The 26,315-nt window shown below is 58.1% G+C and carries 13 protein-coding genes and 1 pseudogene; 10 read left to right on the top strand and 4 right to left on the bottom strand.

The window, feature by feature from the left end; translation table 11 throughout:
• Window positions 1-369: 369 nt before the first annotated feature.
• The 6 genes from FH08_RS0144995 (at window position 370) to FH08_RS0144970 (ending at window position 12,021) form a co-directional block, all read left to right on the top strand.
• Window positions 370-1,599 (top strand): hypothetical protein, encoded by a 1,230-nt coding sequence (locus FH08_RS0144995; RefSeq protein WP_152603094.1) that lies wholly within the window; start codon window positions 370-372, stop codon window positions 1,597-1,599.
• Entirely contained in the window at window positions 1,590-3,488 is a 1,899-nt protein-coding gene (locus FH08_RS0144990) for a trypsin-like serine peptidase (protein ID WP_031364648.1), read from the top strand. Before FH08_RS0144995 ends, FH08_RS0144990 begins: the two co-directional genes overlap by 10 nt.
• Window positions 3,488-6,607, top strand: coding sequence for an ATP-binding protein (locus FH08_RS0144985; protein WP_031364647.1), 3,120 nt, complete (start codon window positions 3,488-3,490; stop codon window positions 6,605-6,607). The genes FH08_RS0144990 and FH08_RS0144985 overlap by 1 nt, the downstream gene beginning before the upstream one ends.
• Window positions 6,608-7,422: 815 nt before the next feature.
• Window positions 7,423-8,055, top strand: coding sequence for a hypothetical protein (locus tag FH08_RS0144980; protein WP_081889819.1), 633 nt, complete (start codon window positions 7,423-7,425; stop codon window positions 8,053-8,055).
• A complete protein-coding gene (locus tag FH08_RS0144975) occupies window positions 8,048-10,033 on the top strand; it encodes a hypothetical protein (protein ID WP_031364645.1) in 1,986 nt (661 codons plus the stop codon). The genes FH08_RS0144980 and FH08_RS0144975 overlap by 8 nt, the downstream gene beginning before the upstream one ends.
• 26 nt (window positions 10,034-10,059) lie before the next feature.
• A complete protein-coding gene (locus FH08_RS0144970; RefSeq protein WP_031364644.1) occupies window positions 10,060-12,021 on the top strand; it encodes a hypothetical protein in 1,962 nt (653 codons plus the stop codon).
• A gap of 5 nt (window positions 12,022-12,026) precedes the next feature.
• Here FH08_RS0144970 and FH08_RS0144965 read toward each other — a convergent pair whose 3' ends face one another.
• The 3 genes from FH08_RS0144965 to FH08_RS0144955 form a co-directional block, all read right to left on the bottom strand.
• Window positions 12,027-13,025: a DUF4917 family protein gene (locus tag FH08_RS0144965; RefSeq protein ID WP_031364643.1), complete on the bottom strand. Its 999-nt coding sequence runs from the start codon at window positions 13,023-13,025 to the stop codon at window positions 12,027-12,029.
• A 201-nt stretch (window positions 13,026-13,226) separates the two neighbouring features.
• A complete protein-coding gene (locus tag FH08_RS0144960; RefSeq protein WP_051889012.1) occupies window positions 13,227-15,188 on the bottom strand; it encodes a UvrD-helicase domain-containing protein in 1,962 nt (653 codons plus the stop codon).
• Complete coding sequence (locus FH08_RS0144955; protein WP_035568977.1) at window positions 15,185-17,137, bottom strand: ATP-dependent nuclease; 1,953 nt, start codon at window positions 17,135-17,137, stop codon at window positions 15,185-15,187. The genes FH08_RS0144960 and FH08_RS0144955 overlap by 4 nt, the downstream gene beginning before the upstream one ends.
• A gap of 964 nt (window positions 17,138-18,101) precedes the next feature.
• Between FH08_RS0144955 and FH08_RS0144950 the strand changes: the two genes are divergently transcribed.
• Entirely contained in the window at window positions 18,102-19,649 is a 1,548-nt protein-coding gene (locus FH08_RS0144950) for a nuclease-related domain-containing protein (RefSeq protein WP_051889011.1), read from the top strand.
• 435 nt (window positions 19,650-20,084) lie between these two features.
• On the opposite strand, the gene FH08_RS0144945 is transcribed toward FH08_RS0144950, so the two are convergent.
• The gene (locus FH08_RS0144945) at window positions 20,085-21,005 is read right to left on the bottom strand and encodes a tyrosine-type recombinase/integrase (RefSeq protein WP_200878886.1); all 921 of its coding nucleotides are present in this window, start codon (window positions 21,003-21,005) and stop codon (window positions 20,085-20,087) included.
• 212 nt (window positions 21,006-21,217) lie between these two features.
• On the opposite strand from FH08_RS0144945, the pseudogene FH08_RS49090 reads away from it, so the two are divergent.
• From FH08_RS49090 to FH08_RS0144930, 3 genes and pseudogenes are all read left to right on the top strand, one after another.
• A pseudogene (locus tag FH08_RS49090) lies at window positions 21,218-22,847 on the top strand (OB-fold nucleic acid binding domain-containing protein); the annotation flags it as partial.
• Between the two features lie 408 nt (window positions 22,848-23,255).
• The gene (locus FH08_RS0144935) at window positions 23,256-25,196 is read left to right on the top strand and encodes a hypothetical protein (protein WP_152603092.1); all 1,941 of its coding nucleotides are present in this window, start codon (window positions 23,256-23,258) and stop codon (window positions 25,194-25,196) included.
• Window positions 25,197-25,221: 25 nt separating this feature from the next.
• The gene (locus FH08_RS0144930) at window positions 25,222-25,569 is read left to right on the top strand and encodes a hypothetical protein (RefSeq protein ID WP_031364637.1); all 348 of its coding nucleotides are present in this window, start codon (window positions 25,222-25,224) and stop codon (window positions 25,567-25,569) included.
• Window positions 25,570-26,315: the final 746 nt, after the last annotated feature.

The raw sequence follows: 26,315 nt of genomic DNA, 5'->3' as shown, positions 1-26,315 counted from the left end.
CGGCGGGGACGTTCGGGCTGGGTGCTGCGACGTTTCCAGGCTGTATCGCTATCGTTCCACGACTGCCCGCTGCTTCTCATGTTGCGAGCCTTCTGCATACGCATGATCGTAGCGCGATATTCCAGGCCGAAGCAGGGACATTCACAGTGCTAATCAGACAACGTTCGCAGGCAATGGGTGCAGCGCGGGTATATTAATGATTTGCGGCTCGATTCCGGTGCACGGAAGGGTGACGCATCCCGTCCGGCAGTGTCCATAGTGCACCGAATGATCGGATCATAGTCGCGACGTGCTCGCGGACTGCCGTGTCTCTGGCGGAAGTCGAGCCTTATGGTGTTCCTCGCGTTTGCCTTCCGGAGGCCCGCGGCGATGTCATTGGACGAACAATCTCCATCGGTCGTCGAGCGCTATCTCGCTCTGCTCGGCGACATGTCGTGCTCGCCGGCGCTTGAATCGACGAGAGCAGGGACGTCCGGAGATATCCACCTTTCCGATGCGGCCATCACCGGTCGCATCGACGAGACCAGCGGCCAGTTGCGTCGCATCATCCACGACTATCTCGACGATGCTCCGGATGCGCATACCATCGCTGACAAATTGCTCAAGAGCGGCGACGCTGCGCTGCACATGCTGCGCGAGCGCGACGAGGAAGGTCTCAATTCGAATAACGGTGCGCTTGCGGCGCTCGAGACGATCGTTCGTGTCGATGGCTCGCGCCCATCCTTCCTCGTACGCGACGGCGTGGTCGATCATGACTCGGGTGTCGTCGGCAACTGGGCAGCCACGCTTGACGCCAGCGCGGATGAGTTGGAGCGAGCGGTCGCTTGCGTGGGCCGGATTGATGATCCGGGCGCCGCGCAGGGCTATCAGGGGACCGGTTCGCTCATCGGCCGAAATCTCGTCCTGACCAACCGGCATGTTTTGCAGGCAGTGGCTGCATGCGATGAACAAGGCGGCTGGTGCTTCAACCCGGGCGTTTGCATCGACTTTGGGCACGAGTTCCTTGCCCGGGCGAGCGTCGATCCGCGCGCTTTGCGCAGGGTCGCGTTCTGCCCGCCGGATCCTGTTGATCCGACAGCGCCGATTGATCACGCAAAGCTCGATCTTGTTCTCATCGAACTGGAACAGGCCGACGCCGTGCCGCGCCATGTGCTCGCCCTCGATATTGCGGATGACTGGGCTCAGCCGTCGCGCGCCTCGTTTATCGTGGGTTATCCTGCCGATCCCGGGTTTGCGGCGTTTCCACCCACGCTGCTCGAGCGGCTCTTCAGGTCGCTATTCGGCTTCAAGCGGCTTGCGCCCGGGCTCGTGATGCGCTCGGAACTCGCGTTGCACCCATGGACCTTCGCCCACGATGCAACCACCCTCGGCGGCAACTCGGGGTCGAGTGTCCTGCTCACGGGGCGCGAGCATATAGCCGCCGGAATTCACTACGGCGGCAAGCGAAGCGAGCCGCGCGAAAACTGGGGCCATATTCTCGGAATGACGCTGGAGCGCACGGACGCAGTGACGAAACGAACGCTTCGTCACATACTTGAGGAATACGAAGTGGTTCTTGTGGACAGCATGGGCAACCGTGCTGCGACCTCATGTATTTGAGTATTCCGGAAATAGTGGCGTCTCTGCGGGTTTCGCGCGCGGAGTTCGCTCGACTGTTTCTGCAGGTTCAGGCCGACGAAGGCCTCGTCCCGGAGGGACGCGTCGAGTTTGAAGGGATCGCGCTGGAGGGTGTGGACTCGGAGGCATTCACGACGGGGCTTTTACACGCCCAAAACAAGGGCTGGTTGAAACCTCTTGTGCATCTGATTGTGCAAAACGGTCTCGAAGACGGCGGCATGGCAAAGGCTTTGATCGCGGCCGCGCCTCCGGGAAGCGCGGCGCTCAATGCCATCACGAACGCCGCTGCAGGTTTCGACAATCCTGAAGCGGTCTATCGCGGCGTGGCGAGCGGCATGCGCTGGACCGTTAAGATTCTGGTCGATGGGGCCGCAAAGGGTACGGGCATTCTGATCGGTCCACATCTCGTTCTTACCGCATGGCACGTTCTCAAGCCGCTCTTTAACGTGAACGGCGCCGATGGCAGGACCTATACCGCGGATGACGAGGCATCCCAGCGCATTCAAGTGGAATTCGACGACTTCCTTTCGTTGGTCAAGGGTGGCGTGTACGCGCCTCACGAGTCGCTGCGGGTTAGCGCTCACAAAAACTGGTGCGTGGTGTTCAGTCCGTGTCATGTCGATGAGCTTTCGTCGAGGTTGCCCGCCGACCTGCGCGAACTCGACGGCATGTGGGATTACGTGGTGGTGAGGCTTGCGCAGACGCCCGGCCTTGAGCGGCGCTGGGCGCCTCTCGATGCGCGCGCAGTCGTCCCGCGCAACAAGTCGGTCATCCTGGTGTTCCAGCATCCGGACGGGCAGCCGCTCAAGTTCAACCGCAACGATATTGTCGAGCCCGATCCTGCCGAGGCCGCGATCGTTCCGCAACTCCGTTTTCTGCACCGCGCCAATGCCACCGGCGGCTCGTCGGGCGGCCCCTGTTTCGACAAGTCGTTCACCCTGTTCGGGTTGCATCAGGGCGCATGGACACGCCCAGGCGAAAACGGAGCTGTGATTAATCGGGGGGTGCCGCTCGTTCGGGTGAAGGAACATTTTGATGCGAGGATCAGTGAGCTGCCGTCGCCAGAGCCTTGTGACTGCCAGATCTCGCAACTCGGCGCCCGAGATCTGCAGGCGCCCGTGATCGGTTGCGATGAATTTCAGTCCGCCGTCTGGCGATCAGCCATCGCGGGGAGCAAGAAAATCATCTGGATATCGGGAGATCCGGGCGGCGGGAAAACGTTCAGGACGCGGCTTCTCGCCGTCATGCTGGCGGACAGTGGACATTTGAAGATCGAGCTGAATGCGTCGACCATCTCCAAGATGAGTGCGACCGAGCTTGCGGGAGCGATATGCAAGGGCGCTGGTGCACCGGTTCCGGATTTCGCCCCGGCGGAGAAGTTTGCATCCACGGTCGCGATCTGGCTTCGCGACGAAGTGTGCATGAAGGTTGTCGCGGCGCTCGAAAGTGTCCGCGCAGGAAGGCTCGTGTGGCTCATTTTGGTGGATCTCAACAAGACTGGGATCTGGGGCGATGGTGCGTCCGACCTGATGTACGACCTCTATTTGCAGACTGCAGCGCTTCCCTGGCTTCGAGTCGTGCTCGACGGAATGCAGGGCGACTTGCCGAGCGCGCTGGAGCGCACCGTTGCATGGGAAGAGACCTCGAAGCCGACCAGGAGGGACATGGAGGCCTTTCTGAAGCGCGCCATTGTGGGACTGGGGGAGAATCCCGACAACCTGACCGTGAGTACGCATGCAGTGTCCGCCATGAAAGACTTCGAGAAATGGCGCGCGAAAAGACCGCAGGAAGCCATGCGTCTCCTGTCCGAAAAAGCGATGGAAATCCTCGAAATCTATCTCGACGTAATCCATGCACGAGGAAACAGCTGATGCCTGCCACCCGGCCCAGCGCGACCGCGCTCAGGTTTGCCGCCCGTATGGAGCAGCATCGTCGCCGCAACGAGCCAGACTCGGCGCAAAGACACGACGAAGGTGCGCAGCACGACTTCCAGGCAGACCAAAGGGAAACTGCTGTTCAAGCGCGATTCGATCAGGCGGAAGAGCGCGCCGCAGTTTCCGGGTTAGTCGACCCACGGGATCTGTTGGACCCGGAAATGGACGAGTCGATGCGAAGCGCGGTGCTTGGCCGGCTTGCACGCGCGTGCGAAATACGCAGCGACGATCACGCAGTCCAGTGGATCATGACGGCGGGTCAGCGTACGCGCGTCCTGCAGCGCCTGATGCAGGAGAAAAAGCTGGCATCGATGCTTTCCTCTTCTTTGCCGCCGACCGACATGTTCGGCAACATTCTCAGGCGCTGTCTTGCCGGCGCTGATCTGCCGTTCATCGATCTTGCGGACGAGGCTGCCGTGCTCGCGGTATCGTCGGCGATTGAAATATTGGCCGACCTTGGATACGGGAAATTTGACGCCGGAGCGCTTACACGGCGGATTAGCCGCGACCGCTATCGGAGAGACTACGACACGCTGCTGAGGGACGGCTTCCTTGGCCGCGAATCGCAACTCGAACTGTTACGCGGATTCACGGATGCCAAATCGCACAATGAGGCCTCAGGGCCGGGCAGCGGCAAGTTTGAAGGACTTGTACTCAGTGGTCTCGGCGGTGTGGGTAAGTCCACGCTACTCGCGCATTGGTTGCTGGAGACGATCCATGCAGCTCGTGCCACGCCGGTGATTCTCGACTTCGATCGCCCGGGCATTGACCCGTCGGACCTCTCCTGGCTCGAAGCGGAGATCACGCGGCAAATTGGCTATCAATATCCGGAGACGGCGGCAGAGCTGGCGCGGATTCGCGCGGCTATCCGCGAGCGGAAAAGGAATGCCGCTTACAGCGAAGGAGTTTCCTCGCACCGCGGGATCAGCCGCAGCTATCGTGCGCTTCACAATATTCGCGACGCACTGCAACAGGCTTCGCCGGCAGGCCGTCCGTTCATCGTTGTTCTAGATACGTTCGAAGAGGTTGCCCAGCGGCATTTGATCGACAGCGTTGTGTCCTGGCTGCTGGAGATGCAGCAGGGCTTGGGGGAAATTGCGCTTCGCGTTGTTTTCTCAGGGAGGCTTTTCGGAAGGTCGATCGAAAATCTCGCTCTACAGGGAATTGAGCGCGTGATACCTGTGGGTGATTTCAATCCCCATGAGGCCGAATGCTATCTGAAGGGATTAGGAGTCGACGGCCAATGGGCGAGGCAGATTGCGTACTCCGAGGTGCTGCCACTCAGGCCGCTCGAGTTGAAGCTTCTCGCGCGAATAGCGATGAGCGACGGGGCTCATTCGATCGATGAGATCGAAGATGAAATTCGCAACGGCGGCACCAGCGCACAGGAATTGTTTGCCGGACTTGTGTACCGCCGGATCCTGTTGCGGGTCAACGAGGAGGTGAGGGCGCTTGCTGTTCCCGGACTGGTGCTGCGCTATGTGACGACAGACCTGATCCAGCGTGTCCTGGTGCCGGCGCTCGACTTGTCGCTGATGAATGAAGCGGACGCACGGCGCGCACTGGATGCGCTTGCCGGATACGAGTGGCTGGCCGAAACGCGCGGCGACGAAGTCTGGCATCGACGCGATCTGCGCCGTTCCATGCTAAAAGTCATGATCGGTCCGGAATGCGAAAAGGCGGCGCGCATCAATAAACTCGCTTTTGCTTTTTTCAGAGAACGCCCGGACGAACGCTCGCGGGCGGAAGCGTGCTATCACCGGTTGATGATTCAGGATTTTTCGGATTACGAATGGCTGTCCGCTAGTTCAGATCTGAACAGGGCGTTCGGCGTGATCGGCGGCGACATCGTAGATCTTCCTCCCGTTTCTCAGGCTGCGCTTCGATACGCGGCGAACAAGGACATCGGGATCGCAGAGGTCCGCTTACTTCCGGGCCCGTTGTTCGAGATGGCCTATACCTCGGTCGGCGAGCGGTATGTCGACATGAGGGAGTTTGGTCTTGCGCGAAGGCTGATGCGGCTGAGGGAATGGGATGGAGAGCGGAAAACGCCGCAATGGGAGACGCACACGCTTTTTTCGACCGCTTGCTGGTCCGAATTGCGCGAGAGGCCGTTTGCGCGGCTCCCGCTCTATGGATTTGGATACCTTGCTGATCTGGTCTATCCTGCCGCGCTTGTTGCGAAGGATCGGCCAAGCCTCGACGACATCGGGGAAGCGCTCTCGCATGAACCGTGGCTGCATCGCACCGGCGGCGCATGGCGCACACACTGCGAGCAATTTGCGATGGGTATCATGCTCCGGCTTGGCACAGAGCCGGCACGAGACCCGATTCGACGTATGCTCGGGCGAATGATTGGACACCTTGCTGACCAGGATTCCGTTCTGCCGTCCCCGGAGCTCCAGAGGGCAATCATGCTGCTCGCAACCGCGATCAGGGAACGGGAGATCGCGCCGAGCTATCTTTTGCTTACGCACTTGAACCTGCTGCTCGACGTTGCCGGGCTCAGAGAACTGCAGGCCATGATGACGAGGGACCACGCCCCGGATCGGGAAATCGAATTTATTGCCGAGATCGCCTTGGCTCTTGAGCAGCATGAACAGGAAAGTGTTGCGTCAATACTCAGCGCTGTCGATGCGGTTGCCGCGAGGAGTCAGCCAGGCAGCGTACTGCTGAGACATGGCATATTGCGCAAGCATCAGATCAAAAGCCTGCTTCTCGGCGCGGAATTCAGAGTTCCTGTTTGCTTTGCTTTTATCGAGGCGTTCCCGCACAAAAGCGATTATCCGGACCTGTGTGCCGTTTTCGCCGCGACGATCCCTTTCCCATATGCAGAACGCCGGCCCGATGCTTTCACTAATTCGGTCGGAGTCGATTTCGAGCACTCGCTTCCCAATCTTATCGAGCTGGCTGATCGATTCGGAATCCTTGGGAATGCAGTGAAAATGGCGCACAAGTACCGTCCGCATTCACCCGTTCTGAGAGATGTCGCGAACACCTATGATCGATGGAGCCACTTGGTCACAGATGTGTGCGACTATCTCACGGCACCATAACCCGGGCTTTGCGGGAACCAGTCTCAAGCACTGGCGCCCCGCCCGACTCCCGGACGCGAACGCTTCCAAAGCCCTCCACTCGGTACCCTGCCGGCAGGCGATATCCCGCAATCCACCACGGCTCACCGTTACTCGTCTGCAGCAGATAAGTCGCGATAATTGGGCTGATGCCGCTCGCGAAGATCCCTGAGAACTGATACACAACGAGATAGCCGATTAGAAGTAAATCGTACTTTCGCCGCAGAAGATATCGGTAACAGGACGCTCAGGCGACTGCAGCACGGTTCTGCTTGCCGACACCGTCAGCGCCTTTGCCGGGGTCTTCGTCCGAATCGTGCTATTTCCGGCGGTCTGTGCGGAAAATCGTTACTTATGTATGAGTTGAATGTTTCGTCGATCCGGCTATTCCGCGCGGCCATGAAGGCTTGCTGACGGCGGCTCTGCGCGTGGCCAACGCCATTTTTGGCACGAAGAATACGAGAACCCCTAGGAGGACGTCGACCCTTCTATAGCAAGGCTTTGCTGGCTCCCATCGCATGATGTGCAAGTCATTGATTAGTATGGCCTTCTCGCGTCGAACCGCCAGATTCGCACGAAACGTACAATGCCCCCAATTGATGAGCGTTTTAGGACAGGACCGCCTTGGCAAATTATGGGGCGACGACTGCAGCATCCAACCTTTCCGTTCGCAAGCCTCTTTACTGCGGTCGCGGCAATGGTATCTCAACCCAATCGAAGCGCCATTCAGCGTAATATGTGCGCGCGTCGTATGCACATAACGTTAAAGATTTTAGAGACGCGAGAAGAGGCCGAATATGGATGAGATAACTAGGCAATATCGAGACGCGCTCAGATTGTTGTTTATTCTTGCAAGGGCCGGGGAGCCAACAACGAGTACATCAGCCGTGGCAGACGCGGTCACAGTTATCAGCTCAGAGAAGAAGCTTCAAAAGATGGATTTCTGGGTGCGAAATCCGGACCATCTTGCATACGCGTTGCTTGAGGCATACCGGGAACAGGGGGATACCGTCCTGCTTACCCAGGCGAAGTCGATAGCGGGCTCCGAAGAACCCGAAATCCGTCGCGATGCTATGCTGAAGTATCTTTACGGCGCATACGAACCGCTCGATACGGCTCTGGCGCCGCTATTCAGTTACGGGCTGGCGCGAATGCTCCGAGATGTGAACACCAAGCAGCGGACGTATTTTCTGTTGCCTAAAGGACTCGAAATTGCTGACCGAATGGCAAAGGAGCTTCCCGAAGCTCGGTGGTATTCCGACCGTAGCACGCTTGTCGGCGAGTTCTGCAAAGACAAGTCGGGAGACCAGTTGGCAAAATGGCAGTACAGCCACCCAAGCTATGCCGGGGCAAAAAACGGGGAAACCATTGGTTCCATCGCATCGGAAGTGCGACAACGGGTAGCCGAACTGGAGGCAGGTCGTGCCTGAACAAAAAAAGACGGAGTCGTCGAAGCCGCTACCTCCGCTCGCGGCGGCGGTTGCCGAAAAAGCGAAGGTTCCGCTCGCTACGGTAGAGAGCATTTTCGCGCAGGCCAACGTCGTCGAGCAGGCGGGGACCCGGCATTCCGAATCTCTGACAATTCGACGCGTTCTCTTCAGCGGTGAAAAGAGCGCTGCTGATTCTGGTGACGGTCCTTTCACGTTCGAGTGGTCTGACCTCGAGGCTGGCCTCTGGCTCGTGCTGAGCGACAATGGGAACCAGATTGGCAAGTCTACGATTCTTGAGGTGATGCTTTGGGCGCTGCGGGGTACCACGAGAGGCCTCCGGCCCGAAGTGCGTGCCTGGATTCATCATGTCGAGCTCGTATTCTCAATCGGGCTGGACTGGTACTGCGTTCAATTCGATGACTACGAAAACACTCCAGTGGGCGCTGTTCTACGCACTGCGCCGGGTCCCGCACAGGTACTCGCGAACTTCGCTGGCAACGAGCAGTTCGAGCAGGTGATGGAAAGGTTGATGATGGGGCGATTCGCTCTCCAACCCATTCCGTTTGTGAACCACCAGGGCGATGTCGCCGAGCAGGCCCATCACACCTGGAGCCTGTACGCTCGCTCAATGTTCATTGAAGGTTCGCATCCGGCAATTCTCGGAGATGTCGCCGTCGGCGCCGCGTGGTGGCGCATGCTGCAACTCTTCATCGGTATGCCATACACCGGTGCTCAGATGGCGCTTAAAAGCGCATCCATCTTGGAGGTCGTCCGTTCGGAACAGGTCCGGGCGAGCATTCCTGCACCTGTCTCCCGTCAACCGGAAATCCAGAGGCTCAATGGTCGCATCGAGCAACTCAATGCAGGCCTGACGACATTATCTGCGTCCACGCCGCGACCGGAAGATGCTCCTGAGTTGCTGAGGAGCTACACGCGTGAAGCGATGGAATACGCAAGGCTTCGGCAAGCCGTTTCCGAAACAGAGCATCAGCTCGCTGCCGCAATCACGCAGGTCAGTGAGGCGCGCGCGGAGGTGAGGCGACTCGAAGACGGCTCAGCCGCCAAGCATTTCTTCGCCGGACTCAGTCCGGTTTGTTGTCCGCGTTGTGCCCAACCGTTCCCGTCTGAGCGACTCGAGTCTGAGCAGGCTGGTGGTGGTTGCGCGGTTTGCGACAGAGACGCGCCGGGCGATGACCATGACGCGTTGGAAGATGCCATTGCTGAGGCGAAGGAGCGGCTCAATGCTGCCAGGGCCGCCGAAGACGAGCTACGGACGCGCGACGCGCATTTGCGCTCCGACCTTGCTGTGGCGAAAAAGCAAACGGACGCGCTTGAAGCTCGCATCCAGCGCATCGACCAAAACGCGGACAACATCCTCAAGCAGCAGGAACTACGTTGGGAGCTGGAGCGTGCACGCGGCGCTTGCGAGCAACTGGTTGCTCTGGAGCAGGAAGCTCTCCCATCGACAGTTGATGAAGCGAAGGCCGAACAGCGGCGGGTTTTGAAGGAAGGGGAGAGGATTGCGGAGGAGCGAGCGAAGTCCGCTGGTGCACAGATGCTTGCCGAGCTCGAAGAAGAGCTCGTCGAGGTAGCGGCGCGAGTTGGCTTCAAAGGGCTGGAAAAGGTAGCTATTCGAGGAAACGGAATCACTCTGACGGTGTCGGGCACGCCGAGCGGTTTCTCCCTCCAGACGTCCGGTCAGCGGCTGCGGTTGCGCATCGCCCTTGTCGTCGCGATGATGAGACTTGCGAGCATAAACGGGCAAGGTCATCACCCAGGCCTTCTGTTCATAGACTCACCCGGCGCAGAAGAGGTCAGTGAAGATGACCTGAACGCGATGATGACGGAGATTCGTACCGTGTGCGACGAGACCAGGAACCTTCAGATTTTTGTCGCGTCAGCACGGGGAGCCACTCTGACGAGTGCCGTCTCTAAAGAGAGGCAAATCTGGCCGAAACCCTCCGGCTCCATGTTCTGATTACAAGGTTCGAATCCACTTTCGTTATGGATATCCACGAATTCGATGCGGTCCTGTCCAGTAAAGACTCGCCCAGTTCGGAAGAGCTCGGTGGGATGCCGGTCATGCGCCAGTTGGCATCGGAATTCGTGAAGAGTGGTCATGCAGACAGGCTAGCCAACGTGCTGTGTCATACGACTGATATGCGCGCCGACTATCTGAATTACGCGGTGGCCGTCCTGCGTGAGAACCCATACCCTCTAGTTGTGGCATCGGTCGGAAAGAAGCTCGCCGACATGGAAATGTCCCGCCGTGAGGCGATGTCAGCGCAGGACGCGTTGCTCTCAAGAGCTCGGCAGACGGACTCGCAACTTGACAATGAAATGGCGTCTGAGTGTCTCGCGGCGGCGTTTTTGCTCGCGTCCGAGGCACAGGCGCCTCAGTCCGCTCTGGTTGCAGCACTCGACAGAGTGGAATCTGGCGACAATTTCCTGCTCGTTCGCCGAGTCGCGTTACTTGCGGGGCTCGCGTGGCACTGGGGCCACGCCAGAGAGTTGGAGGTGGTTCTCGAACGCTTAGCTGCAGATAAGGAAGCTGGAGAGCAGGCAGCGTTCGAGCTTGGGATGATTCACATTGACCGGGCGTTAAGTAGCCAGGACAAGGAGTCTCTCTTCGCGCGACTGAACGATGCAGCGAAGTGGTTCGAAGCGGCGGAAGACGTCGCCCCGGAGATGCCTGAAGCGACGGCATTTCGCGGCACCGTCCGCGCATTGATGCTCTTCTGCGAGGATGCCCCAGCAGAGACGATCGAGCAACATGTCGTACAGGCTTGTGAAGCAGCGAGCGAACGTTTTCAATATCTCGACAACTCTTCATTGCGGAAGTGGCTTAGGCCCCGACTCGACGCTCAGACCTCGTGGTACGAACTTACTTCTGCGCTGCAGGGCCTGAGCAAGCAGATGTCAGAGCGAAGCTGGCTACGCGCGTTGCCGGTTCTACAGCAGATTGCAAATTTGCGGAGCACCCTTGTCAGCTTGGCCACGGATTCCGGTGACGCCCTGCGAAGCGCGGTCACGAACCGCCTCGCTTCGGGTTTTGCCGCGCGCGAAGGATTGCGTGCTCACCTGCAAGATTGGATTGATGACGCCCAGACGGACGAGGCAAATCGGCAAGAGGCAGCTACTTTGCTAGCGGCGGTCGATAACCTGAGGGCCGACCCGGGAAAAGCCGGGCCGCTGGCGAGCGAAGGTGGCCTCGCCAGCGGCTCTGAACCGGAAGATCCGATCGCGAAGTCCGCGTCAGCGCTTCCCGGTGGCTTTCTTTCGCCATTCAACAGGATGCAGGAAGACTGTTTTTTGCAACTTACATCGCAATTGCAGTCGCACGTCGACTATCGAGGCACCGTCGCAAATGATGTCAATTCACTCATCGCGTTCCTGATACGATTTTCGACCCATTGTCTCGACGTCGGCTTCGAGATTGCGAAGCCGTTCCTTGAGTTTCTTTTTCGGACCGGCGGCAACCTGCCTCTTGAGCGGGAGCTCCAGGCCGCCATGTTCCACGCGTTGCATCTCGGGGCAAGTAACTTCCAGACCCATCAGATACACCGGGAAGCGCATGACGTATCCCGCGGACGCGCTGACCTAGCAATCACATGCGCCGACTGGCGGATGATTATTGAAGTCAAACGAGAAAGTTCGGATGCGTCGCGAGAAGGGATATCCCAGTATCTCGGGCAAGCTGCGGCCTACCTGCTTACAGGACCGCGCATAGGCTTCCTCGTGGTGCTAGACCTCTGCTCACAAAAACAGTGGCCGTTGACGCTCGCTGACAATTGTTGGGTCGAATCGGTGAAAGGGCCCGGCGATTCAGAACCGCGAATAATAGTGGTGTGGCGTATTCCAGGGATGCGTCCTGTTCCGTCCGCCATCACGACGCCATCAGCCAACCCAAAGCCGAAAACTCCAAAGCGCCGAACGACGAAAGGAAAGGTCGCTAGCAAACCATGAGTGGGTTAATCGCCCTGTATCCAGCACCCTTCGCTCCGACTGTCGAAGAACTCTACTTCCACGTCGGCGCCCAATTTGTCCGCAATAACCTGAGCCGCGTGGTTGCAATCGGCCTGTCGGTTCTGATACACCGATACCGCCACGCTTTTGATGCCAGACCCGCTCATGCGGTCAAGAATGTGCATATCCTGCTCGGCGAGTCCCCAGCCATAGACGGTCAAGGTGGGGTGTTCTGACGTCAGAACCTCGCGGTAGACCGTAGAGAGGTAATAGCTGTTCCGTATGGCCGAGACCTTCTGCTTCCAAGTGCCTTCACTGACAAACAGAGGAACGACCTCCTCAGTCTCCCATCGCGCAAGGATGGCATCAAGCAGACGGGTCTCGCCCCCATGAATCTTCCGCTCTTGTTCCACGTTGTTTCGACTGAGCACAAGACTTCCATGAGGGTAGAAGACCAGCGTGACTGATTCGGCACCTCGTATTGGCTTTCTCAGCTCTTTCCAATCGTCATAAAGCTCGCCGTTGATGAAGCAGTCCTTGAAGGAATGTCGGTCCCTGACGTCGAGGCCATACATCATCGTCCAATACACAATCAGGTCGTAGTTCAAGGAGATGACTGTGTCGAACCGTTTGAGAAACTGATAGATGGCCGGAAAATGAGGGCTAACCGCGTCATGGTCGGGATGTACCTCACGCACCGCCCGAATCAAGGCTTCTCTCACATTCAGATACGCCTCTCGGGTGCGCTTGTCTTCAATCTTGAGCGCGTTATTGACGTTCGTCGCTTGCCACACCGTTCGCAGGACGAACTCGAAATCCTTTGTATCGAAGAAGTCAAATATCTGTTCGACGTCGTCCGAAATGAGTTTCTCCGTCAGCGCGCGGTCGAGCAACGAAGCGTACAAAAAGCTGTTGTTAATGGCGACGCTCGCGCCATTGCCGAGAATGAGCGTGTCCCCATACTTCTCGGCGATGTCGTTCCATTGTTTGATTTCGAAAGGCACGTGCAGTCTCCAAAACGCGTATCGACGATGCGCCTTGGCGCCGGAAAAAGCCGGCGTTGGGCAGCCGAAGACATCAAATTATTCGACGGGGTAAGAATAGGTGTGTGCGCGCAGACGACCGGTTTTCGAGCGCCGCGGGTGAGCGCAATATAAAGGTGACAAGCATGATTGAGCGCATACAATCAAGATGTGCGCCTCGAACTATTGCTTCAGTGAAGCAGAGGTGAGTTCTGGCACTGGTTCCACCGATATTTCGCTAATTGCCCATCCTTTGGCCAACAAGGCTTCGACCTTGCCGGGCTCGATCCTTTCCTTGTTCATTGCAAGACACAGGAAATGTCGAGGACGAGACATTGCCACATACAGATTGCGATATTGACCTCGGACCAGTTCAGATGCTTTCTTGCTGATCGGCGTTCCATCACAGATGTTTGTCAGAGCAGTTTGAAGGTCAAATTTTCTCGACTGCCCTCCATAGGCCTCGAGCACTAATGTAGCAACGTGGGTTTCACCTTTCACCGAGGCAGTCGTGCCAATGTGTATGCAGACTGACCGACCATCATGCGTGACGACGCATTCGTTACTAGATTGTGCCGCGACTGTACCAACGAGAGGAAGCTCGAATATCGGTAGGGCGTGGAACGCGTCTCTGAAGAAGCCAGGAGGAAAAAGTGAAATTAGGCCGTCGTATAGCACGTCGAGCGTGCTTGCCCAGGCCGCCGCACTTGCCGAGTGCCCTCTACCAATCGTGAGGCGCCGGCACAATATGCGAATGGGCGCCGTCTCAAATCCCAATGACTCAAGATGCCGCATGAGGCCCGACGCATCGCGAACGCCTTTGACAGCTTGACTGCCAGCAGCGCGTAAGCAGAGCAGAATCGCACGCCTGACGTCGCGGACGCGTCGGTTGAGATTCATCGCTGCGACACCCATCTCTGGATGGTCGGAGAGAAGGCGAAAAATACTTTCCTCTCCCGTGCGCGTGGTCGTACTGGTCGTATAAGCCGGCCAATAGTCACCGAGGTGTCGTCCTGCGGGTTGGTTGGCGTCGCTTTGCTTTCTTGCGCATACAGCCTTCACGACCCCGGTCTGCAGTATCGTATCGGGCAGTGTCGCGAGGATGAGTCTTCCGAAATGCTCGATAACACGAGGTGCGGAACCGGTGTCATAGAGAATCAGCATCGGCGGTTGCGTACCATCGCCTGCGCTCGCAGCGATCGGTTCACCATACTCTTGCACCGCTCGAACAGCGGACGCTATATTCTCCGTGAATCGCTTTGTGGTTGTGACATGCAGACATCCATCGCGCGGGAAGGTGAGTTTGCCGGCGTCCTTTGACGAACTCAGGATACGTTGATTCCTGTCGCCGTAGCGTTGCATGACGACAGTTTTGTCAAAGAGCTGGTTCAAGAGTTCTTCCTGAGTCCAACTAGTGTCCTGCATCTCGTCGATGAGCACGAGCGGAAAGCGCAGGGATACGAGTTTGGGGACATCCGGGACACGCTTGAGGAGCCGCGCGGCATATGCGAACATATCCTCGTGCCGGAAGATTCCCTTCGCCGCAAGTTCGTCTTTGAGCTGTTTTGCTTGAGCGTGCGAGGGAGTTCCTGCTGCGGGCAGATTTCCGTCCTCCCAGCCGAGCTGCAGATCGGGCCCCTCGTAGCGCAGCGTCGAGATGGCACTGGGACCCTGATGAGGATTGTTCTTGACCCAGCCATTCAGCGTGTACTTGTAAGGTAACGCAGCAACCGCGCGCGTTGCGAATATGTCATTGTCAATGACGTCGACTGCATGGCCGTCGCTACGAAGGAGGGGAAGGGCGAGGAACTGGTTTACGAAGGCGTGAATAGTGCCAACAAAGTGCGGATAGCTCAGAAGGCGGGATCCGATAGCCGTCTGGCTTAGTCGTTTGGAAATTTCGTCGCGTGCGACGTTTGTGTGACTAAGGACGCATACGCCCCGGTTCGGATGCGGCCACTTCTGCGCCAGGAGGAGGAGCTTGGCCGCAAGCAAGGTCGTTTTGCCGCTGCCCGGCGCTGCCTGCACATCTGCGGAGCCAGCGGTAAGCAGGACCGCTCGACGTTCGGGGTCGTTAAAGTCCAGGTCTTGGAAGGCCGATGCGAGTTGCTCAACGTCGGCCAGTTCGATAAGCGGAATCGTCATGCTGCTCCCCCTGCGTCGCTGACTTCGATGCCCGGCGTTCCTGCGAGGTGTAGCAGAGACTGCTTAAGATAGGTCGGAAGACGCCCGAGGAGTGCCTGTCCCGTCCCATACTGACCCGCCTGAAGAAGGTTGGCTGCATACTGCGCTGCGACGGCTTTCGAGGCGTCTCCTTCGTAAAGTGGCTGATAGATTGTTGTGGCGAGCGCTTCCGACGTAGCGGAATCAGCCTTTAGCGCAACCCAGCTTATAGCTGCCTCTGCCAATGTCGCCGCTTCGTCTGCTTCGGTGAGCCTCTCGCCCCGGGCGTGTGCCTTGACGGCCAGTTGAATCGCGTGATACATCAACTCAGCTAACCCAGCTCGTGCGAGGTCGTATTCGAGCGTCCAGTGGTCCGCGACAAACACTTTTACGTTACCGGCGCCTACTACCTCGACGCGGTCAACCTTGCGTTTCACGGTTTCGGCCGCTTCGCCCGGCAGATAATCTCCTTCAAATCGCTTGCCTTTCTTTGGGGCGGAGACGTAGCTCTTTGCGACGTCAGGAACAATGTCCCTGTCGGTGATGCAGGCTACCGGGATGGGAATGCACTCGTCTATCTTGAGTCTCTGGAAGATGCGCGCGTAGTGATAGAGCCCGACGCCGCCTACATTTACGACGGAAATGCCGAATCGGCCAAATGATAGGCCGACAACTTCGGCGATGACTGGCAGCAACAAAGCCTCAGCGGGACCTTCAACGATGACGACCCCGCGGGCGAAAAATAGGTTGGATTTCGTCGCATCGATGAAGCGGTGAAGGAACCCATAGTCTGCCCGCGCCAGTCGAGTATCTTCCGGGCGAAGTCGATAGGTCTTCGCCTTGTGCACGAGTGTCATGAACTCAATAGCTGCACTTGCGGCGAGCGACGGGCTATGGGTGGTCATAACGACTTGCACAGGTCGCTGCCCGCTCTTTGCGTGTTGCTCGAGAAGGTTCATTACGCGTGCTTGCAGTTGCGGATGCAGATGTGCTTCGGGCTCTTCAACCAGAAGCAATCCAAGTTCGTCGCCCTCTCGTAGCAAAACAAGCTCGGTCGCCATAAACAACGCGTTGTTGTAGCCAAGTCCGCGTGCGCAGCGCTCGCTGGATGACATGTCGCCCGGAGGAAGTAACGACAGTTCGAACCGTTCGAGGATCAGCGTGAGGCTCAGGTCGCCGGAGATACGAATTTCGGACATAAGATCGTCACCCGCGAAGCTCATCCGTTGAAGATAGTTCTCGTTAATGTTTTTTTGGACGGTTTTTACGACGTCATGTTTGCCGATATGGTGCTGCGCATGTTCCATGAGTCCGACTAAAGTCGTCGGAACTACACTTGGGTTTACTTTGTCGAAGTCGCTTTTCTCTTGCTCCGCGATAAGCGTGTGTGCGCCGAGAATCTGTGAGAGGCGGGAAAGCCTACCAGGCTTCAATTCGGACTCTGCATCGCGCAGTGGTCTCAGATATGTCGTCCTGACAAGATCCCTGACCGCTGCGCCAATTTCAGGGCCGGTGCCATTGCGACCGGCACGAACAAGGGTGTCGATCCGACTGCGGCGTTTCGCCTGAGGTGGAAGGAGTCTCGCCTGCAGGTTCAAGATGAGAGTTCGAGAGCCATCGGGTTCGTATGTGAGCCACTCAAGGACCGAAGCTTCCTGTTCTGGAGAAAGGTCTTTTAGCGTTGCTTCAATGATGAGCGTCACGGCGCGATTCGAACCACTGATGTGGAAGTCGTGTTCGAAGAGGCGAACATATTCGAAGCTTGTGGTCCAGAGAACTTGACGAATGGCATCGACGATCGTTGTTTTACCCGCATCGTTTTCGCCGATGAGAACGTTCATGCCCTTGTTAAGTTCCCAGTCGAGTATTGGGCCATTTTCGCCGTCGCCGAAGGCGCGGAAATTTTGAGCATAGACGCGATGCAGATACATGATCTCCCCGGATTGGTCGACCGGTGAACCGAAGGCGGATGCAGCCATCGATCTTGGGGTCTGTTATGCGAATATTGTAACGTGCGCTTTTGCGATTGCTTTAGAACGCGCCCCCGGGTCCATTGCTGGGAACTACATCCGGACGGCAAGACATAAAAGGTCTTCCAAGGATTTGGTTATCAAAGTCGTGTCGCTCGGTTTGATCGGTTCACCAGCTTGATGACCTGGCCGAACTCTCTGGAGGACAATGCATGTGGTGCGTGGTCTGTCGTCCCAGGCCTCGGTTGATCGACGATGGCGGTTCCAGTCCGTGGAAGGCTAGATACTGGGTCAAAGCAACGCGATCCTCCTCGGCAATGCGGTGCAGCCACTCCGTCAACGCATCCACTGTGAGTTCGACAACCCGGCGGGCGCGACTTTAGGAACGCCGGACGCGAACTTGCCCGGACGCTTCTCTACGGACGATAGAGGATGACCCACTCATCCTGGTGAGCCGAGCGGGGGGCGAGGCATGACATCGGCGCGGACTTGACCTGTGGCCTGCGCCGACTGAACCAACTTGTGCAGCATGCAACCCTCAATGGGACGTGGGAGGTAGCCCCGCGGGAGAAGTGTGGTGCCGGCAATCATGTCATGTCTTAACCTGTTTCCGCGTTGAGAAGTGCGCTTCGACGCTTTTTCGCAGTGGGTCGCTCGGCTGCTCGCAAGGCGCTCATCTGTGGAAAACAACGACCGTGACAAAGTTATGACGTTTGAGAAGCTTGATCAGTTTTTATAACTCGTTGTTCTAGATAGAGAATTTTAGAAAACGAAGACAGTACCCAGAACATTAAATTCTGTTATAAATAGCGCAGTGTGACAGCCCTTGGAGTTCTTAGTGCCTGATGCTATCGAAGAAGTCCTGCGAAGTCGTGGGCCTGGCCTAAGTAGCGACGTCGCGGCTATCCTAATCGAGGAGCATGGTTTGTTGGCTGCTGCTGCTCGTCAGCGCGTCTCGCGGCGATCACCGGCGGTCCGAAGTCTTACGAATCTGGCCTTCCCGCGCAACGCACGTTTTCTGTACCTGCCTGAACAATACGGCTCGTCCGCTTTCTGGTCGACACTGGTGAAAGCTCTTTACGCCAGCAAGGGAAGCTATGCAAGGGCGCTGGCAGCGCTCCAGCAACGCGGTGGCATTATGCCGGTAGACCACTTCAGCATCGCTGCAGGTGCGCCACTGGAGCAGACGCGGCAACTGGCTGCTGACACGATCCGCGCGCGCTTGGTCGAGGCGAAGCTGCTCGAGGAACTGGATGTTCCCGGCGTAGGTACCTGCGTTGCGTTCGCGAGAGGTGCAGAGTATCTCGAGCAGCCGGCCGCGCGAATGAAAGCACGCCTCATCACGGAGGCCATATTGCTAAGCGCGCTCAAATCGTGGGCGCGCGAGCTGGGGCTGGGCAGCTACGAAAAATTTGAGGTTCGCGACGAGGGGACCCGACAGCCGCGAGTTTCAACTTTCGAATGGGACATCACGGCACCGTCATATCTGGGAGGGCTGGCAAACTGGGCAGCCGATGCGAAACCTAAGCCTGGCTTTGTCGTGTTCGACGTCTTCCTAGGTGGCGTTCTTACCGAAGCTGGGCTGGAGCCTTTCATTCACAAGTGCCTCACTTTGCGCAGCTTGAAGAAAGTTGGGCGATGCATTCAGTTCTTCGTCGCCGAGCGGTACACGCCAGAAGCTTTGAGGTTGGCTCGCAAGCATGGTGTCGTGCCGGCGACCCCTGCTTCATTGTTTGGCGACGAGCTAGCGGCCGCGCTCACTGAGCTCATCGCCACGATGACGAATGCTGCCCAAGCAACGATAGACCCGGAAAAATTCACTACGTTTTTTACCAAACTTGGCAAGATCGAAGGCGCGGTGAGCAGGCTGCGCGGAGCGCTTTTCGAGTTTGTAGTCGCCGACATCGTGCGGAAGAAATTTCACGCACGGGTGAAGTTGAACGATATCTATCGACAGAATGGAAAAGATGTGGCTGAAATCGACGTCCGCGGAGTCGTCGACGAGCAATGTGTCTACTTCATTGAATGCAAGGGCTATATGCCCGGCCGCCTCGTCGATGACGACGAAATCGAGAAATGGCTGACCAAGCGCATTCCGTTGGTGCGACAACGTGCGCTCGAGCATCCCGAGTGGCGAAATCTCAAACTACGGTTTGAGCTATGGACCACCGGTGAACTCTCAGAGTCAGCAAAGGCTCGCATTGCAGAGGCCCAACGTAGTATTCGTGCGACTGCATATGTGGTCGAAGTACGACAGGCCAAACAAATTGAGCAACTCGCGCGCGAAACAAACGATGTTTCCCTGATCGGGGTCTTGCAACAACATTTTCTTAAGAGTCCACTTGCGGATGTCGACAAGAAATCGGGGGGTGTCGACACAAACCCGATGACACATGCACTGCCGTTTGATGCGAATTCAATCGCGTTGACGACGCATACCGTGCCATTTTTGCTTGGGTCCAGCGCTGGATAACCGCGATTCCTTGCCTTGCGTCTCCATTGCAGCGACGTCGACGCTGCACGAGTAGGTACGGCTCGGGCGACAGGGCGAGCAGCAGTTGCAGGAGGCGCTGGAGACCGCCCGACGTGACTTCTCTTCGGGACTGGACAAACTGCGTGCCGACGGAGCGCTGGCGCAGGAACGGCTGAGAGCCGCCGAACCTGGGCGCTGCTGGAAATCGAGCGCGAGCGGCAGGCGGCCGCCCGCTTGCAAAAGAAACTGGACGCGGCGACCCGTAAAGGGGTCAGGCTCGTTCGTATCATGGGCCTTTGTGTCCTGGACGAGATCGTACTCGGCCGCATCGTTGCTTTGCCACCCAGAACCACCCGACTGCTAGTGGCAGCAACACACTTCCCCCACTTGGACTGCCCATGAGACATTCGGGCAGCCTGCTCACCGACTGACCTTTCACACGCGGATGCGTTCGACCTCATCCTGGCTGAGCTCATCACGACGCCGGTCATACAACTGCGTGGTGCGCGTCGATGCGTGATTGGCCATGGCCGCGGCGTTCTCGAGCGTGCCGCCATTCTTCAGGTACGCAGTGATACCGGTCGCGCGGAACGTGTGGTTGCCGACGGCCGTGCCGATCCCGGCCACCAGCGCGCGGCGCCGCACCATCGCGTAGGCGTTCGCCCGCGGTAGCGGCGCGTCGCTGAGCCGCCCGGTGCCACGCGCGATCGTGCGGAACAGTGGCCCCTTCGGATCGTCGCCGATCCCGGTACCGTCCAGATACGCGTGCAGGTACGCCTCCAGCGTGTGGTGACACGGCATCTCATGACGCTTGCCGCTTTTTTCACGCAGCCGCACCCACAGCCGCCGCTGCTGCACGTAGACGTCCTCGACCCGCATCGCGAGCGCCGCGCCCACGCGCGCGAACGAAAACACCATCAAGGCAATCAGCGCGCGGTCGCGCAGCCCCACCGGTGTGCTCACGTCGATGCTGTCGAGCAGCTGCCGCGCTTCCGTCGCGTCGAGTACCGGCGTTTTCCCTTTCTTTGCGGTGTGGATGGGCCCGCGCACCGACGCGGCCGGGTTGTGCGGCACGACCTGGCCGGTGACAAGCCAGTCGAACAGATGCCGGATCGCGGCCAGGTGCTGCTTGACGGTCGGCGCCGACAGGGTCTGCGTCTGCCGCTCGATCCCGGCCGCGACGTGCAGCGGCTGCAAGGCCGTGATCGACGGTACGCCAGCGCGGGCACACCACGCGAGGAAGTCACTGGCCGCGCGCGCGTACGCCCGGCACGTGTGCGGATTGCGGATCGCCGACGCAAAGAACTCTAAGAATCTTATCGAGGCTATCTCACCGGCCTCCAATGCTGGAACCAACAGCGGAATTCTGTCGTGTGCACCGCACGCTCCTAGAAACAGTCCCCGCTTCTGTATTTCGCCGGTCAGGTCACTTCGCTGCTGCGCTGGACGCGATCAGCCGTCATCGCGAGATGCGTATGTTCAATAACAGCGGTCGGCTGCGTTAGCGGAATTAACGGACACGATTAGCGCTCCAACGGACACCATTAGCGGAATTTACGAACTTCAACAGCCGGGGCAAGCTCACGCGCCTCGTACCCGTTGAGAATGCGGCAATGGCCGGGCGCAGTGTCATTGAATGGGACAAGGACGACCTCGATGCGCTCGGGCTGCTCAAGATCGACATCCTCGCACTCGGCACGCTATCGGCCATCCAGCGCGCCCTCGACTTTGTCTCGGAGCAACGTGGGGAGCGTTTCGAGATGCAGGACATCCCTGCAGAGGATCCGAAGACCTACGCGATGATTTCGGCGGCCGACACGATCGGAGTTTTCCAGATCGAGTCGCGCGCGCAGATGTCGATGCTGCCGCGCATCCAGCCGCGTACTTTCCACGATCTCGTCATTCAGGTGGCGATCGTCAGGCCCGGCCCTATACAGGGGGGGCGCCGTGCATCCTTACCTGCAACGGCGGCAAGGCCTTGAGCCTGTCTCGTATCCCAGTGACGCGCTGAAAATTGCGCTTGGTCGCACACTCGGCGTTGCGATCTTTCAGGAACAGGTCATGCAGGTCGCGATTCTCGCAGCCGGTTTTACGCCAGGCGAGGCTGACGAGTTGCGGCGGGCAATGGCCGCGTGGAAGCGAAAGGGCGGTCTTGAAAAATAGTACCACCGCATCGTCAACGGGATGCTTGAGCGCGGCTACGAAAAGGCGTTCGCGGACAGCATTTTCGAGCAGATTAAAGGGTTTGGCGAGTATGGGTTTCCGGAGAGTCACGCCGCGAGCTTTGCTCTACTCGTGTACTCAAGCAGCTGGCTGAAATGCCATGAACCTGAGGCTTTCCTTGCGGCGCTCCTCAACTCCCAGCCAATGGGCTTTTATTCGCCTTCGCAACTCGTGCAGGACGCGCAGCGGCACGACGTGAAGGTTCTGCCCGTCGACGTGACGGTCAGTGGGTGGGACTGGTCGCTCGTCAGCGTGGTGGGCGCAACGCGGCCCGCCGTGCGGCTTGGCATGTCGCTGCTGCGCGGCATGAAGGACGGCGCCGCCGGGCGCATTGAGACCGCGCGCGCGGTCCGCCCGTTTTCGAATGTCAACGACCTCGCGCGCCGCGCGCAACTCGATCGGAAGGATCTACGCGTGCTGGCAGAGGCGAATGCACTGGCAGCGCTCGCCGGCAACCGCCGCGAAGCGCTCTGGCAGTCAGTCGCTGCAGTGCCTGAAAAAGACATGCTTGCGGCAGGGGCCATCGAGGACGAAACGCCCGACCTTGGCGCGCCGACTGAGGGTCACGAGATCGTCGCCGATTACCGCTCCGTGGGATTGACGCTTGGTCGGCATCCGCTTGCGCTCCTGCGCCCTCGACTGCTCGCGAACCGGCTGATGCCTGCGGAGACACTGCGTACCTATCGCGATGGACGCCTTGCCCGTGGCTGCGGCCTGGTTACCGTACGCCAGCGCCCCGGTACCGCGAACGGGGTGCTCTTCCTCACGCTGGAGGACGAGACCGGCAATGTAAATGTGATCGTCTGGCAGAGCGTATTTGAAAAGCAGCGCAAGGAAACGCTGGGGGCGTCGTTGCTCGGGGTCTATGGCACATGGCAATGCCAGGGGGAGGTTCGCCATCTGATCGCGCACCGACTCGTCGACATGTCCCACCTGCTCGGCGACCTGCAGACGGCAAGTCGGGATTTTTGCTGAGGTTCGCTGCCCCGACGTGGCTGACTTAGGCCTGCGACCTTCGCAGTCCGCCGACGCGTGCGCGTTCGGATACACCAACGTCTTGCGGGGGTTTCCGTGGAGCACACCAGGCATGGAGCGATGACGTCGCTTCCCAATTGCGACGCGAGCAGTGTCCATGAACTCACCCAGACGTTCGGGGCACGTTCGCGGACGTGACTGCCGCGGTGAGGCTGCTTTCGTGGCATGCGACTGACTCTGGAGAGCCTCGTAATGCGGCATAAGGTGGGCGAGCCTGTACAGCGGTGTAAGGTCACAAAAACAGCCGCTTCTGCTTGCATTCTGATAGCCCACAACTTATAACGCAAAGGAGCGTCGCGTATCACTCGCATGGAAAAATGATTGTTAGTAATGCAATTGAAAAGGGTGATGACTATGCAGAGCGCGAGAACGGTGGTCGCGTTGGTTATGGTGGCTCTTTTAAGTGCGTGTAACAGCAGATCACCGACGCTCGAATCACGGTCAGAGGAACAACCGGCGACGAAAACTCCGCAAAATGCGACGCTTTCGGACAACGAGATATTCACTGAACCCTTCCCTTCGGATGGAGTTGTTCTCGGACAGGGGTGGAACAGCCTGGCGGGCCGACCAACCCCGTATGTGTGCGTAGGTGGCACCGAACTGAAGACCCAAGGTGGGAGCGTAACTGCTGACTATCGCTACATTTCCGACCGGGAACAGTTTGAAAAAACACTCAATATCTCAGCAGGCGGATCATATAGTGGTGTCGGCTACGGTGCATCGGTGTCTGCTAACTTCAGTAGCTTCAACAGCAGCGACAAATCTAAAACATACATTTTAGGAAGAGTGCTCTCCGATAAAGGAACAGAATTCCTTATAGGCAAGGACAAAAAATTGGATCTGGTCGCTGACCAGAAGAATCTCAGTGATGCTGAATTCTTTCAACGATGCGGCGACTCGTATGTTTCGTCGATCAAGCTGGGAGGAACTCTCGGCATCCTCTTCACTCTCGACCAGTCGACATCGACAACGTCTCAGTCTATGGGGCTGACGGTGAGTGCGAGCGGTTTTGGCGCGTCAGCAAATCTGTCACTGAGCCAGAAGACCATGGACACGCTGTCGAAAAACGACGTGCAGGTTCGGCAATACCAGAGCGCTGGCACCCTTGATACGCCAACCAACGCCTCTGACGCCATCGCCAAAATTTCACACTACGCGACCTATGACCCCAGCGCGGCAGTGCCGTATCAGGTTACCCTGATGCCTTATGCGCTAGTGGATATTAAGGTGAAGTCCGCAGCAGCATCGAACCTCTTCTACCTCAAAGCCATGTTTTGGGAGTACCAGCGCCTGATGGAGCTCACGGCGCTCTACAACGCTGCAGTCATTTCCCCATCGGATTTTTACATCCCTTTCTACAAGGACGGTAACTCCCTCACCGAGCAGGCCGCCATCTTGACCGCAACCACAAAGTGTCTCGAACCGCTATTGGCGCTCTGCCGTGACTATGGTGAGTGTGGATTCGACAAATTAAGCAGCGAAAATGTGAAGCGCTATCGTGCAACGGAGATCTGTCCGCTGAACGGTAACGAACTGACTGCAGAGGAAAAGGGGGTAGTCATTGGTCTTGTCACGTTAAACGTATTTTCCCGGAAAAAAATGGTAGAGGTTTATGGAGGTTCAGAGAATAAGTCGAACAAGCTTGACGCGAACTCGCCGATGATGCTCGTGCTGCCCAATGATGTATCCAGGTCTTTCAACACAGCTATGGACGCGACTCCACCTGCGTCCTCGGCGACGCCGGCCGCGCCAGCGGAACAGAATGTATCAGGGGCGACTCCAGCGAATTTTCCCAGTGCCGCAGATAAGCTCGCGACTTTTGACTTCTATTACCAACTGCTCGCAAAGGCACCTCTTCACAGGGTCGTGACGGTCGACAAGGGCGTCATAACCCAGCAACAGGGCGATGAACTCGCAGCGGCCATCGCGCTCTGTTCAGTTCGAAACGTGAGCGGAGGCTGCCCAACCTATGACGATTTCACCTCAGGGCCGAACGAAGTCGCGTCCAACGCCTTGGGAGCGTGGGTGCTGCTAACTCGACTTTCTCCACTCTCTCAAACCTTTTGTGCTGAAACGTTGTCGCATCCGATGTGTAAGTCTCCGGGAGAACTCGTTCAGTGGACTCCAACCCCACAGTCCCAGTCCGTCTGGTTCGGTCCGGACCATGGCTTCATGCCATCCGCAAAGCCGCCGCAGCCGGGGAACGGGGACCATACACCTCCAGCGCATAAGCCACCACCGTCATTCCGCGCATGTCCCGGTCCTGCGGCCAATAGCAGCTGCCTGTAATCGCCTCAATTCGTGGAGAGAAGCGATGTACTTGTATCTCACACTTAACGACTTCGACACAGTGTCGTCCACCCTGAAAGTCAGGATACGATTGGACGGGGGATCAATGAGCGGAACGTGGAGTAAGCTTGAAGACACGCTCGGTGGTAAGCCGGGCTTTCCAGGTGATGGTCACTATCGCTGGGACGAGGGTGGTATCGACCTGTTATATGACGATGACGAGACTGGCAAGAAGGACGTCGTTTTGTGCCAGATGTTAGGTCTGTCGCCCGGCGTTACAAAAGACCCAAGGGGGACAGTGGCGATTATCGGCGAGCGCCTCAGCCAATACACCACTGCAAACTGGAGTCAGGCAGAGGAAGAGACGGAATAAGCTTCCTTGATCGCGCTGTTGTGCCTCATTCCAATGCTTGGATTGTCCGAAAGGTAGAGATGTAACCGTGTTGAGCGTTTCGCGGACGATCAAAGCACAAGCGAACGTCAGTGGAGGCGTTCATCTTCGAGAGCGCCACGCGGTGATAACGGTTAGCGCCTCCTCGCGTGCTGCGACCGCAGCCTGCTGTACAGCGGCAGGATGCCGGAACCTTGAAACATCCACCAGCGCATCGAGCGCAGCGAGGCCCCTCGACATTATGAAGGGGTTGTCGAACCTTGCTCCGGATCGAACCGCAGAGAGCCACGCATCAGCACTTCTCTCTTCAAGGACATTGAAGTTGGGGAACTCGCGGGAAATTAGGGCCACTTTTTCGGCGGCCGCTTGCGTGGCGGCGGTGTCGTGGTTCAGGTTCGGGCGTTAGCTGATCTGGCGATGTGGATTCACAAGAATGCATTCTCAACCGGTGGCACGAGCGGCGTCGAGGCGGGCATGGGTTAACGGCTAGCGCGCCGCCCGCAGCGCCAGCGCTGCGTACGCGGCACGCTCCGCTAGCCTTCCGAACCATGCGCGCCGCACCGAGACGGTTTACTCTGCGAACATTCCGAACCCGAGCCGGTAGGGCGTGAAAGCGGTCGTCGCGTCTTCTCGAGCGACGAGTTCACACAATCTGCCTCTCGCGAGCACAAACGTCTGGCCAGTCTTGAGCGCGCGGAACGGGACGTTCTTCCGGCCAAGGAGGTACC

The sequence above is a fragment of the Caballeronia sordidicola genome, from assembly GCF_000729995.1.
GTDB lineage: Bacteria > Pseudomonadota > Gammaproteobacteria > Burkholderiales > Burkholderiaceae > Caballeronia > Caballeronia sordidicola_A.
The sequence above is the reverse complement of the archived record's forward strand: the minus strand, read 5'-3'. Positions and strand labels throughout refer to the sequence as shown.

Excerpts from the sequence above, each read along its gene's own strand:
- FH08_RS0144995 (WP_152603094.1), top strand. The coding sequence starts at position 370 with ATGTCATTGGACGAACAATCTCCATCGGTCGTCGAGCGCTATCTCGCT.
- FH08_RS0144990 (WP_031364648.1), top strand. The coding sequence starts at position 1,590 with ATGTATTTGAGTATTCCGGAAATAGTGGCGTCTCTGCGGGTTTCGCGC.
- FH08_RS0144985 (WP_031364647.1), top strand. The coding sequence starts at position 3,488 with ATGCCTGCCACCCGGCCCAGCGCGACCGCGCTCAGGTTTGCCGCCCGT.
- FH08_RS0144980 (WP_081889819.1), top strand. The coding sequence starts at position 7,423 with ATGGATGAGATAACTAGGCAATATCGAGACGCGCTCAGATTGTTGTTT.
- FH08_RS0144970 (WP_031364644.1), top strand. The coding sequence starts at position 10,060 with ATGGATATCCACGAATTCGATGCGGTCCTGTCCAGTAAAGACTCGCCC.
- FH08_RS0144960 (WP_051889012.1), bottom strand. The coding sequence starts at position 15,188 with ATGACGATTCCGCTTATCGAACTGGCCGACGTTGAGCAACTCGCATCG.
- FH08_RS0144955 (WP_035568977.1), bottom strand. The coding sequence starts at position 17,137 with ATGTATCTGCATCGCGTCTATGCTCAAAATTTCCGCGCCTTCGGCGAC.
- FH08_RS0144935 (WP_152603092.1), top strand. The coding sequence starts at position 23,256 with ATGACTATGCAGAGCGCGAGAACGGTGGTCGCGTTGGTTATGGTGGCT.
- FH08_RS0144930 (WP_031364637.1), top strand. The coding sequence starts at position 25,222 with ATGTACTTGTATCTCACACTTAACGACTTCGACACAGTGTCGTCCACC.